We start from the raw sequence: 12182 nt of genomic DNA, 5'->3' as shown, positions 1-12182 counted from the left end.
ATCTGCCTCGTTGGTAAGAGCAGGCTGCCGCGGCGTCAAGGGCCGTAGCTGTCATGATAGGGCATTCAGGCATGGCCAAGGTCGAAAACAAAGCGGCGAAGCGCACAGCGGACGCGGCTGCAAAATCACCGGAGCCCAAAAATCCGAAGAATAACTCCAAGAATTACGTCGCATCCGTCGGCAAGGCCTTTGCGGTGCTCAAGAGTTTCACCAGCGAGGCGTTCGAGCTGACATTGAGCGAAGTTGCCGCGCGCGCTGATCTCGATCGCGGCACGGCGTTCCGGCTGATCCAGACCCTGATCGAGCTCGGCTATCTCCAGGCGGTGCCGCAGAGCCGCCGGTTCCGTCTCGGCGTTGCCTGCCTCGATCTCGGCTACACCGTGCTATCGCACGGATCGTTGCGCGCCATCGTCGAGCCGTTGCTGCGCGACCTCGTGCCCGAGGTCGGCGATGCGGCCTCGCTCGGCATACTCGATGGCGGTGACGTGATTTATCTCGCACGCGTCAGTGCAGGCCTCGACCGCTACAAGATGGATCGCCGGCCGGGCACCCGCATCCCGGCCTACAGCGCTGCTCTCGGCCATGCCATGCTGGCGCATCTTCAGCGCGATGAGCAGATTGCGCGGCTGGAGTCACGCCCCCGCGTCAAGCTATCGGAGCGGACGCTGACCGATCTCGATGCCCTGCTCGCCCGGCTCGACCAGGTGAAGAAGAAGGGCCATGCCGTCTCCGATGGCGAGAACGCCTATGGTCTGCGCACGCTGGCGACGCCGATCCTCGACGCCCAGGGTTCTGTCATCGCCGGACTGAGCGTCACCGTGGATGCCATGCGCATGGACATGCCGACCTTCCGCGATCAGGCGCTGCCGAAGCTGATGCGGCTGACGAGCAAAGTACAGGAGCTCGCGATCAAGTCAGGACTGTTGAGCTGATCGGCATCTCCAGGCGGGACGCGATCTTGGCGGCGGCTATTCCGGAACGAGCGTCGCGAGACCGGCTTCGATAATGGTGATTTCCTCGCTGACCTGCGCGATGGCCTGCTTCGGATCGACACCAGTCACGGCCACCAATTGCCGGAGCAGGTCCTGGCGATGCGTCAAGATACCTTCCAGCGCATCACGATCGTTCAGCCTCACATAGCCCTCAACGATCAATTCAACGGAACGGGACATAAATACTCTCAGTACAAGCTGACTTTTGATCCGCGAAAATATCGCGCTGACGCGTGGCTGCGGGAATGAAGTCGCGTCAACCTTGACAGGTAAGATTAATGGTCGTGCAACGCACTGCCTAAACAGCGATACGTTCCAAATCGGCGGCGATCCTGACGCTCGGAAAGATCTTTGCCGCTTCGGCCAAGATCTCATCGTCCTCATAGCGACCCGAAAGATGAGTCAGCACGAGTTGCTGGACATTGTTGGCGGCCGCAAACCGGGCCGCCTCTGCTGCCGTGAGGTGGCCGTAGTCTCGCGCCGTCGGCGCATCCCGATCCAGGAACGTCGCCTCGATCACAAGCAGATCGGCATCCGCGACATGCTTCGAAAGCCCATCGGTGGTCTCGGTGTCGCCGATCACGACCAGCTTCTTGCCGCCGCTTGGCGGCCCCAAAACATCCTCCGGATCAATCGTCCGGCCGCCTTCAACCGTGATGGTACGCCCTGCGGCCAGCTCGCCCCGCAGCGGGCCGTCAGGCACACCCAGCGCCGAGAGGCGATCAGACAACAGATGGCGGCGCGCCGGACTTTGGAATGAGAATCCAAAGCTGTCGGTGTCGCGATGGCGGACCGGAAAGCAGTCGATGGTGAAGTCGCCGGCGTCAATGACCTGCCCTTCAGACAGCGGCGCGAACTGTACGGAGATCGGCGCCCTTCCCGCGCCCCACAGGCCCGCGAGCATGGAGATCACGATATCGAGCGTCCCAGGCCCGCCATGGATGATCATCACGTCGGAGGTCTGTCGCAACCCCAGAGTCGAGAAGAGACCGGGAATACCCAGCACGTGATCGAGATGACCATGCGTAAGGAGAATGCGGTCGAGCCGCCGAAAGCCGGCGCCACTTCGCAGCATCTGGCGCTGCGTCCCCTCCCCGCAGTCGATCAGCATGCGCGTGCCCGCGGCCTCCAGGAGAAGCGCTGGATGGTTACGTTCTGCAGATGGAACGCTCGCGGAGGTGCCGAGGAAAGTCAGGGCGAACATGGCGGTCAGTTGTCCAGCGGGTCGGCCGAGACCTACCCCCCGGACGGCCTCACCGTTCCCAATGCCACGTGGGCGGCAGTGCGTATAGTCCCATCGACGCGGCTTCTGCGGCCTGGATGCGCTGCTGCCATTTGAGGAAGGCGCCTCGCTGCGTGAGGGCGCTCAATCGAAAACGCGAAAACAACCCCATGCACAGTACAAATCATTGGAGAAATTCGCGCCTCACGCCGCGCGCCTCGCCGACGGCGGACGTTTGACACGTCGGGCAAAACAGGCGCACGATGGCATGATCCCCAGTCGTGAATTCGCAATCACTCCGAACCATTAACGGTTCGGAAGCCATCGCCATTTCGAACGCGGCGCCCGCGCCGATCAGAACAAGAAGCCGTTGAGAGCAACGAGAAACTGCCGCGGCGATTGCAGCTGCGGCACGTGCGCGCAGCCCGGAATGATCTCGAGCCTGGCGTGCGGCAATCCGGCGGCGAGTTCGTGCGACATCGGCGGCGGCGTCGCCTCATCGTGCTCACCGACCAGAACGAGGACGGGAACCTTCACCGTGGCGAGTTGAGCGCGGAGATCGAGGCTTGCCAATGCATCGCACGCGGCACGGAAGACATCGGGATCCGTCCGCAGGAACGCTGCGCGACGATCCTTCATCAGCTCAGGATGTTGCTCCTGAAACTCCGGCGCGAACAGGCGCCGCATGGCGACGTCGGTGATCGCCTCCAGCCCTTTCTCGCGCGACACCCTCGCCATGTTGCGAAACGCTTCGCGGCCGGGCTCCGAGAACGCAGCGCCGCTGTCGGCGAGAACGAGCTTAGCGGCGATCTCAGGATGCCGGATCGCCATCTGCAAGGCGACGAAGCCGCCATAGCCGTTGCCGAGCACGATCGCCGGCGCGCCGTTCGCCGCATCCCGTACGGCCTCGGCCATCCGGTCCGCGACCGCAGCAAGGCCGCCCTCCACGGAGCCTGAACGGCCAAACCCGGGCAGCTCCGGCACGATGGTTCGAAACGATGTCGCAAGCTCCGGCGCGATCGCATCGAAGCTCGCGCGATCCGACAACAGCGAGTGAAAGAGAAACAACGGCGGCCCCTCGCCCGATTCCGCGGCGTTGACGGTTCCGTTGGCAAGAAGCCTGTCCATGTCCGGTCTTTCTCGATTGCGTCGGTCAGAGCACGCGCGACCCGCGCGTCCTATTGGCTCGATTGATAAATCAAATCGCCGGGAATTCAAGCATTGAGGCCTTGACGTGAAATATCAGGACTGAGAGATTACACTCACGGAGGTCCTACAGGTCATGCTTTTGCGCGAGAATATCTACGATCTTCTGAGAGCTGATATTTTAGCTTGCCGCCTTGCTCCTGGCGATGAAATGCGAGAGCAGGACCTCGCCGAGCGCTATGAGGTGAGCCGGCAACCGGTGCGGGACGCGCTTTTGCGGCTGCAGCGCGAGCACCTCGTGACGGTGCAGCCGCGCCAGGGCTATCGGGTCACACCGATCTCGCTGTCAGATGCGCGCGACCTCTTGCGCTTCCGCCTTGCGCTGGAGCCGGCCTGCGTTGCCGAGGCGATCGAGAGTGCGCCTGACAGCGTCTTGAAATCGCTCGACGATTTTCGCCGCTTCTCGGGCAACCACGAAGACTTCATCGTCTACAATCGCGGCTTCCACACCGCGCTGGCGCATGCGTCCGGCAATCGCCGCATGGCAACGGCGCTCTGCGATTTGATCGGCCAGGCCGATCGGCTGGTCCGCGTCAGCATTTCGAATCTGAAGGGACACGACCCGGCGAAACTCGTCGCCGAACACGTCGCGCTGATCGACGCCATGCAGAGCCGCGAAACGCGAACCGCGGCACGCATCATCAAGGCCCATATCGGGGCCACCGAAAAACGCGTTCTGCCGGCGCTCAAGCGCAACGCCGTCATCGTCGAAGAGAGGTCATTATGAACGTTCCGTCGAAACCCGCCTCGATCGACGTCGAAATTCACGGCAATTTCATCGATGGCCGGGAAGTCGAAGCCGGAGGCGGCGCGATGTTGGACGTGCGCAATCCTGCGACCGGCGATGTGATCGCCCGCATTCCCAATTCGACCGCTGAGGATATCGATCGCGCCATGCGAAGCGCACGCGCCGCCTTCGAAGGCAAGGCCTGGGGCGGCATGGACACGCGCGCACGCGCCCGGCTGGTCAACAAGCTTGCCGATGCCTTCGAGGCCAATCTAGACAGCCTGTACCGGTTGGAGACCCTCAACAACGGCCGCCCGATCAATGAGACCCGCGCCCAGCTCTCCCGCCTCCCCGACTTCTTCCGCTACTTTGCCGGCGTCGCGCTGTCGCGCCGCGATTCCGTGATCCCTGTCGAGGGCCCGTATCTCAACTACACGCTTCGCACCCCCATCGGTATCGTTGCCAACTGCACACCGTTCAATCATCCGCTGATGATTCTGTGCAAGTCGCTCGCCGTTGTGCTGGCGACCGGCTGCGTCACCGTGGTCAAGCCGTCCGAATACACGCCGCTGACGACGTTGAAGCTCGCGCAGATCTTCACCGAGGCCGGTCTGCCGCCCGGCGTCTTCAATATCGTTCTCGGTCTCGGCCAAAGCGCCGGCAAGATGCTCGCCGAGCACGGCGACATCAACAAGCTGGTCCTGACTGGCGGCACCGAGGCCGGCCGCATCGCCGGCAGCGCGGCCGCAAAGGTGTTTGCGCATCAGACCATGGAGCTCGGCGGCAAGACACCGGTGATGGTGTTCGACGATTTCGACGTCGACCGCGCCGTCAATTACGCGGCATTCGGTGCCTTCATCGGCGCGGGACAAACCTGCGTCTGCGCCTCGCGCCACATCGTGCAGGCCTCGATCTACGACGAGTTCGTCGAGAAGCTGCAGGCCAAGACCCGCACGATCCGCATCGGCGATCCCTTCGATGCCAACACCCAGCTTGGCCCCGTGATTTCCGCCCGGCAGCGCGACCGCGTGCTCACCTATTCCGGCTACGGTCACCAAGACGGTGCACGTCTCGTCACCGGCGGCGTTGCCGCGAAGGTGCCGGGTCACGACGCTGGCTATTTCGTCGAGCCGACGGTCTTCGCCGACGTCACCTCCGACATGCGCATCTTCCAGGAGGAGGTGTTCGGTCCCTTCACCTCGGTGACGCCGTTCAAGGACGAAGCCGATGCGCTGCGGCTTGCCAACGACTCCCCCTTCGGCCTCGCCGCCGCGATCCGCACCCGGGACGTCGCGCGCGCCCACCGCGTCGCCGCCGCCGTCAAGGCCGGCATCGTCTGGGTCAACGATCATCATCGGCTCGATCCGGCTTCGCCCTGGGGCGGCGTCGATGATTCCGGCATCGGCCGCGAATGCGGCACCGAAAGTTTCGACGACCATTTCAACACCAAGAGCGTGATGGTCGCCACGCACGAGCAGCCGTTCGACTGGTATCGCGACACGGCCAACCAGAAGCGGCTGAACTAGAGAACGACAAGCGGCAGATCGCTCAGAGAAGGCGGGCCGCATCATCAAGAATAACAGTCAAGGGAGAGCGTCAATGTCGACATCGGTGAACGCAGGCAGCCGTCTTGATCGGCTGCCGATCGGGCCATTCCACCGTCGCATCATGCTGCTGATCGGCATCGGCATGTTCTTCGATGGTTTTGACATTTACATCGCCGGGACCGTGCTCAGCGTGACGCTGAAGACGGGCTTCTCGACGCTGGCCCAGAACGCGGTTTTCATCTCCGCGACTTTCGTCGGGATGATGCTGGGATCATTCGGCACCGGTTTTCTCGGTGACCGTTACGGGCGCCGCTTCACCTATCAATTCAATTTGCTGCTTTTCGGCGTTGCCTCCCTTGCTGCTGCATTCTCGCCAAACATGGCCTTCCTGATTGCCTGCCGCTTCGTGATGGGCGTCGGGCTCGGCGCGGAGAACGTCGTCGGCTATTCGACGATGACGGAGTTCGTGCCCGCGCGGACCCGCGGCAAATGGCTCGGCTTCACCACCGTGTGCGTCGTCACCGGTCTGCCCGTCGCGCTGCTGGTCGCATCCGTGCTGGTGCCGCAATTCGGCTGGCGCTCCATGTTCGTGCTCGGCGGCATCGGCGCGCTCGTGGTCTGGTACATGCGCAAGTCGCTGCCGGAATCGCCGCGCTGGCTGGAAGCGGTGGGACGGACCGCGGAGGCCGAAGCGCTGATGCAGGCCATCGAGAAGGAGGCGGCGCAAGGTCAGCCCTTGCCTGCGCCAGCGGCCACGACATCGGCCCCGGTCTCGGCCGATCTTGGCACACTGTTCACCGCACCGCTGCTGTCGCGGATGATCGTCGGTGCGGTCTGCCTGATCACCATCAACACCCTGCTCTACGGCTTCGTCACCTGGCTTCCGGTGTTCTTCGTCAAGCAGGGTCTGTCGATCGCGACCTCGTTCGGCTATTCCCTGCTGATGGCGCTGGGCGCGCCGATCGGCTCGGCGATCGGCGCGCTGACAGCCGACCGCTGGGGTCGCAAGCCGACCATCATCGGCGCGTCGCTGGTCTCGGTGGCGCTGGGCATCCTCTATCCCATGATCTCGGATCCGATCCTGCTGCCGGCCGTGGGCTTTGCGCTGACCGTGCCGATCTACGTCCTGGTCGCCCTGCTGTTCGGCATCTACATTCCCGAGCTGTTTCCGACCGAGGTTCGCCTGCGCGCCTCCGGCATCGTCAATACGCTGGGGCGCGGCGCCACGATCGTCACACCGTTCCTCGTTGTGTCGCTGTTTGAATCGCGCGGCGTTGCCGGCGTGATGGCGCTGATGATCGGGCTGCTGGTGATTCAGATCATCACGGTCTGGGCGCTCGGCATCGAGCCCAGGCATCGCAGCCTCGAGGAGCTGAAGACGGAGGAAGCGGCGGCGCCCGTTCTGAGCGAAGTGTCCTGAGAACCAATAGCTCCACGCTCTCTCGCTCATGACGCTCCGATGGCTGACATCGGGGCGTCTTGCTTTGTTGCACTCTCCGGCGGCGAGCCGGAGCGTGTACGTGGCAACAAAGGACTCGAACGGGCTCACCGAAATATCCTGGACGAACACCCCACACACTGAAGCAAGTCCGCGAACAGATTGCTCGCTCAATCGCACAGCTTCGGTGTCTGGAGAAATCCTCCGCCAGCCATTCCGCAGTTCGGGCATGGCCAACCGCTGCGGAGCGCCGCATACTTGCGCAAGCCAATGAGACCAGGTCGTCCGAACGGACGGCTACGCTCATGAAAAATACTTCACGCAGTCCGGGCAGCTTGGCGCACCAACTTGAAATGCATCAGCGATGCTGACCCTTTGAGGTTGCAATCCGGCAACATCGGCCGAGGAAAATGCTGGTAAGCCAAATGGAACCGGCGTTTGCGCTCGTCAATCGCACGTCCTCAAATTACGCTGCCGTTGGAATTTGCATTATCAATAATTTCTAAGGGGGAAGTCTGCATGAAGGCTGCTCTTAAATCGGCGATCGCGTCGTCGATGATCATCGCAAGCGTCGGCTCCACATACGCGGCTGACATGGCCGTCAAGGCGCCTCCACTGCCGCCGCCGGTCGTTGCAAGCTGGACCGGCTGTTACATCGGTGGTGACGTCGGCTGGTACCACGCTCATCAGAACGGGGACACATCGGCGTTCCCCTCACCGGGCTTCGGAGCGCCTGCGATCAACGGAGCGGGAATCGCGGGGTACGGCGTTCTACCCACATCGCATGGTTTGTCGCGCGACAGCGTCTTGGGCGGCGGCTATGGAGGCTGCAACTGGCAGCAGAACAAGTGGGTGTTTGGCTTCGAGGGCGATATAACATGGACGGACAATAAGACGGGAAGCGACGCCCAAACCGTCGTCGGCTCGTTCACGGGGCAGCCCGCCAACTTCCCCCCGTTGGGCACGAACATGCAGTTAAACAGCTCAACCCAGTGGTTGGCTTCGTTGCGAGGACGCGTCGGCATGGTCGTGGGTGCTGGCGACAACGTGTTGCTCTACGGCACAGGCGGTGTGGCCTTTACTGATACCAAGTACTCTGCCGTGTTCACCCCGTCGACGAATCCGGCCAGCCTGTTCGGATTCGGATGTCCGGGCGCCGCTGCCACCACGTGTTTTGGGACCTCGGCCGTTGCCTTCTCACGAAACCAAGTCGGCTGGGTCGCCGGCGCCGGCGTCGAATGGCGAGTTGCGCCGCAGTGGCTGGTTCGCGTCGAATACCTCCACTACGGATTTGACGGTGCGAGCGGCATCGTACCGGCCGTCCTAGCCAACGGGGCAGCAGCTTGCGCGGGTTGCGGCTGGCGCGCGAACTGGGGCAACCTCGACATTGACAGCGTGCGCGTAGGCGCGGCCTATCAATTCGGTGGTCCGGTGGTTGCGAAGTACTGATTGAACGTCTTCCTCCGGGAAGCGAAGAAAGTCCCGGCTTGCGCCGGGGCTTTTTTTGTTTGCGGTGCCATCCAGGCAGGACGCTGGCCATATCGTCTGTTGGCCCGTCAGCGAAGTTGCGCCGCGTCTGACGGAGGTTCGCTCATCGCCGTAGGGCGGACCGGATTTGCTCAACCTGAGCTCTTCGCATTTTGACCCGAAGCGGAACTCGCATCGATCAATGTGTGGCTGTCTTCCTCCTCGGCAGCATCATATTGTTGGCCAAGCTGGAGACTAGAGGGCGCGCGCCATGAAACGACGGGATTTCATGAAAGCTGTCAGTGTTGTCGCCGGCTTCGGCGCAGTAGCCACTCACACAACGGCTCAAGATAAAGTCCGTCGTGTAGGTGCACTGCTTGTAGGAGAAATTACAAAGAAGTTTCTTGAAGATAGCCTCAAACAACGTGGCTGGAAGCTTGGCAATAATCTCATGATTGAAAGCCGAATATACAACGGAGATACTGATCTGGCGCATCGTTATGCCCGCGAGCTGATCTCCCTGAAGCCGGATGTGCTGTTTGCATTGACCAATACGTCCATGGCGGCACTTCAAGCTGAGGGCTCAACGCTTCGTACTGTCTTTGCCATGGTCAGTGATCCGGTGGGAATGCATTACGTTGATAGCTTTTCCAGACCGGGCCACAACGTGACGGGCTTCACACCATTTGAGCCGAGCTTGGGTGGCAAGTGGGTTTCTCTCCTGAAGGAGATTGCGCCGAACATCCAGCACATCGGGCTCGTCTACAATCCTGAACCCGGAAACAATTCCGCGGCATTCCGCGAATCGATTGACAGGACCGCGCGCGCATCAGGAATCGCGTCAGTGGAAACGCCCAGCGGCGGAGAATCCGACATAGAGCGTTTGATCGTTTCCTTTAAAGACAAGCCCGATAGCGGCCTCATTTTCTTGCCTGATGCATTCACGAGTTCACAACCAGATCGTTTTACGGCCTTGGTCCGCCAATACCGCATTCCAGCAATATATCCACTCCGTTCCTTCTGCGACGCTGACGGCCTAATTTCGTACGGCGTCTACTTCATAAAGATATTCGATGGTGCGGTGTCGTACGTTGATCGGATTCTGCGCGGCGCTGATCCCGCCGAACTGCCCGTTCAAGCTCCAACCGAGTTTGAGTTGGTCGTAAACCAAAAAGCAGCTCGGCAACTTGGCTTACAATTGCCTCCCGATTTAGTTGCTCGCGCGGACGAGGTAATCGGATAGACCACCTCGCTCGCTGCAGTGCATGAGTCCGGAATTGGGCCCTTTAGCGACATCGGGAGAATGCCGCCCTTCCGCGGCTGTTAGAGTCTCAGCGGACATTATGCGGCCTGCCGCTTAACGAGTTCACAGCCTGGTCCCGCTCCGACTGCGCCTCCACGGCCTGCACCGCGACATCAGCCACCTGCCGCAGCGCTTCGCGATCAGAGCCTGAGGAGGCCATCACGCCCATGCCGACGGACACCGCCGAGACATAACGCGCGAGTGCTGCGGGATCCGACGTGTCCTTGAGATCGCCCTCTGCCTGGGCCCGGACAAAGCGCTCGCGCAGTTGCTCTTCGTTCTGGGCGCGGCGCGCTGCGAGCTCGAAGGGGACGTTTTCGGAGCCGGCACCGGTGGCGATGCCGCCTTGCACGAGCAGGCAGCCGGGCGGATTGGCGGGATCGGTCTGCTTCTCGGCGATGCCCATCAGCATTCGCTCGGCGACCTCGCGGGCGGTCGGTGCGGACACCACTTCGTCCATCCACGCGCCACGCAGTTTGGTGTAGCGGTCGAGCGCAGCCTTGAGCAGGCCTTCCTTGTTGCCGAAGCAGGCATAGAGGCTCGGCGGGTTGATACCCATGGCCTCCGTGAGCTGGGCGATCGTGGCGCCCTCATAGCCATGGCGCCAAAACACTTCCATCGCCCGATCCAACGCGACATCAGCGTCGAATTCGCGGGGGCGTCCCATGCCCATGTCACTATCCTCCTTGGATTCGGCGTCGTCCCTCGATCTAACGCCTGGTCCTATCTATTTGTTCTATCTTTCTTTTCTCTTCCGCCTTCCCAATCTTGCGGTAAGCGGCTACAATTTTCTTAGTGAGCGGTACATAAGTATCTTGCGCTGCGGTATCCAGCTCCACATCTGTAGTAAACACTACATATCTGGAGCGCGCAAATGCACCCCTCCCAAGAAACGTCTCCCGCCGGCCGTCTCCGCCGTCTTCTCGGCGGCGTTGCCATCGTCGGCACCCTCGCCGTCGCCGGCTCGATCGCGACCGGCCACTACTTCCGTGCCGCCCAGGCGACGGCAACGGCCGCCGCGACCGAGCAAGCCGTTCCCGTCACCGTCGCGTTGATCGAACCAAGGCAGACCGTGCTGTGGGACGATTTCTCCGGCCGGCTCGAGGCCATCAACCGCGTCGAGCTTCGGCCGCGCGTTGCCGGCGCGATCCTCGCGACCAATTTTACCGAGGGTGCACTGGTGAAGGCCGGCGACGTCCTGTTCAAGATCGATCCGGCGCCTTACGAGGCCGAGGTCGACAAGGCCAACGCGCAGCTCGAGGCCGCGAAAGCGCGCGTCGTCTTCACCCAGGGCGAGCTCGAGCGCGGCGCGCAGCTGGTCGGCAATGCCGTGGTCACGCGGCGCGACTACGACCAGCGCGACAATGCCAATCGTGAAGCGATCGCCAATGTGAAGGCGGCCGAGGCGACCCTGCAGACCGCGAAGCTCAATCTCGACTACACCGAGGTGCGCGCGCCCGTGGACGGCCGCGTCGGCAAGATCGAAATCACAGTCGGCAATCTCGTTGCCGCCGGCACCGCCTCTCCTGTCCTGACCTCGCTGGTCTCGGTCAATCCGATCTACGCCTCCTTCGACGCCGATGAAGAGGTCGTGCTGCGCGCACTGAACTCGATCGCGGAGGCGTCAGGAAAGCGCGGCAATCTCGATCAGATCCCGGTGGAGATGGCGACCTCAGGCGGTCTCTCCGCCAAGGGCCACATCCAGCTCATCGACAACCAGGTCAACGGCCAGAGTGGCACCATTCGTGTGCGTGCTGTGTTTCAGAACGACGATGGGCGTCTGATCCCCGGCCAATTCGCCCGCGTGCGGATGGGCCAGCCGAAGCAGCAGACGCTGGTGATGATCGACGAGCGCGCGATCGGGACCGACCAGGACAAGAAGTTCGTGATGGCTGTTGGCGATGACAGCCGTGCGGTCTACCGGCCGATCACGCTCGGCGGCGCGGTCGACGGCCTGCGCATTGTCATCGCGGGTCTGAAGCCCGGCGATCGCATCGTCGTCAACGGTCTGCAGCGCGTGCGTCCGGGCGCTCTCCTCAAGATGGAAGTGGCCGCGATGGGTGCGCGCGGACAGCAAGCCTCCAACCACAGCAACCAGGATGTGGTGCAACGCTAGTCAACGTCATTCCGGGGCGCGACGAAGTCGCGAACTACGGTGCGCAATAGCGCACCTGAGAATCTCGAAGTTACGAAGCTCAGAGCACATCACCTCTGGATTCCGGGTTCGCGCTTCGCGCGCCCCGGAATGACGGCGGAGCTCTGTGGAGACGAGAAAGATAT

11 protein-coding genes are annotated in these 12182 nt (G+C 62.2%); 7 read left to right on the top strand and 4 right to left on the bottom strand.

The window, feature by feature from the left end; all coding sequences use genetic code 11:
• Nucleotides 1-71 precede the first annotated feature (71 nt).
• Nucleotides 72-932: an IclR family transcriptional regulator gene (locus XI06_RS10805; RefSeq protein ID WP_237858620.1), complete on the top strand. Its 861-nt coding sequence runs from the start codon at nucleotides 72-74 to the stop codon at nucleotides 930-932.
• 36 nt (nucleotides 933-968) lie between these two features.
• On the opposite strand, the gene XI06_RS10800 is transcribed toward XI06_RS10805, so the two are convergent.
• The 3 genes from XI06_RS10800 to XI06_RS10790 all read right to left on the bottom strand — a co-directional run bounded on the left by XI06_RS10800 (nucleotide 969) and on the right by XI06_RS10790 (nucleotide 3342).
• Nucleotides 969-1172, bottom strand: coding sequence for a hypothetical protein (locus XI06_RS10800; RefSeq protein WP_128952352.1), 204 nt, complete (start codon nucleotides 1170-1172; stop codon nucleotides 969-971).
• A 118-nt stretch (nucleotides 1173-1290) separates the two neighbouring features.
• Nucleotides 1291-2196 (bottom strand): ribonuclease Z, encoded by a 906-nt coding sequence (rnz, locus tag XI06_RS10795; RefSeq protein ID WP_271605282.1) that lies wholly within the window; start codon nucleotides 2194-2196, stop codon nucleotides 1291-1293.
• A 372-nt stretch (nucleotides 2197-2568) separates the two neighbouring features.
• Complete coding sequence (locus XI06_RS10790) at nucleotides 2569-3342, bottom strand: alpha/beta fold hydrolase (protein ID WP_271605281.1); 774 nt, start codon at nucleotides 3340-3342, stop codon at nucleotides 2569-2571.
• A 154-nt stretch (nucleotides 3343-3496) separates the two neighbouring features.
• On the opposite strand from XI06_RS10790, the gene XI06_RS10785 reads away from it, so the two are divergent.
• From XI06_RS10785 to XI06_RS10765, 5 genes are all read left to right on the top strand, one after another.
• A complete protein-coding gene (locus tag XI06_RS10785; protein WP_271605280.1) occupies nucleotides 3497-4147 on the top strand; it encodes a GntR family transcriptional regulator in 651 nt (216 codons plus the stop codon).
• Complete coding sequence (locus XI06_RS10780; protein ID WP_271605279.1) at nucleotides 4144-5673, top strand: aldehyde dehydrogenase; 1530 nt, start codon at nucleotides 4144-4146, stop codon at nucleotides 5671-5673. Before XI06_RS10785 ends, XI06_RS10780 begins: the two co-directional genes overlap by 4 nt.
• 73 nt (nucleotides 5674-5746) lie before the next feature.
• Nucleotides 5747-7114, top strand: coding sequence for an MFS transporter (locus tag XI06_RS10775; protein ID WP_271605278.1), 1368 nt, complete (start codon nucleotides 5747-5749; stop codon nucleotides 7112-7114).
• Nucleotides 7115-7651: 537 nt separating this feature from the next.
• Nucleotides 7652-8581: an outer membrane protein gene (locus XI06_RS10770; RefSeq protein WP_271605277.1), complete on the top strand. Its 930-nt coding sequence runs from the start codon at nucleotides 7652-7654 to the stop codon at nucleotides 8579-8581.
• Between the two features lie 289 nt (nucleotides 8582-8870).
• Nucleotides 8871-9842 (top strand): ABC transporter substrate-binding protein, encoded by a 972-nt coding sequence (locus XI06_RS10765; protein WP_271605276.1) that lies wholly within the window; start codon nucleotides 8871-8873, stop codon nucleotides 9840-9842.
• A gap of 88 nt (nucleotides 9843-9930) precedes the next feature.
• Here the strand turns inward: XI06_RS10765 and XI06_RS10760 are convergent, their stop codons facing one another.
• Nucleotides 9931-10575 carry a TetR/AcrR family transcriptional regulator gene (locus tag XI06_RS10760; RefSeq protein ID WP_271605275.1) on the bottom strand — a complete coding sequence of 215 codons (645 nt, stop codon included), beginning with the start codon at nucleotides 10573-10575 and terminating at the stop codon, nucleotides 9931-9933.
• A 201-nt stretch (nucleotides 10576-10776) separates the two neighbouring features.
• Between XI06_RS10760 and XI06_RS10755 the strand changes: the two genes are divergently transcribed.
• The gene (locus XI06_RS10755) at nucleotides 10777-12018 is read left to right on the top strand and encodes an efflux RND transporter periplasmic adaptor subunit (protein WP_271605274.1); all 1242 of its coding nucleotides are present in this window, start codon (nucleotides 10777-10779) and stop codon (nucleotides 12016-12018) included.
• Nucleotides 12019-12182: the final 164 nt, after the last annotated feature.

The organism is Bradyrhizobium sp. CCBAU 11434, assembly GCF_028128895.1.
Lineage (GTDB): Bacteria > Pseudomonadota > Alphaproteobacteria > Rhizobiales > Xanthobacteraceae > Bradyrhizobium > Bradyrhizobium zhengyangense.
This window is presented reverse-complemented; position numbering and strand designations above follow the sequence as displayed.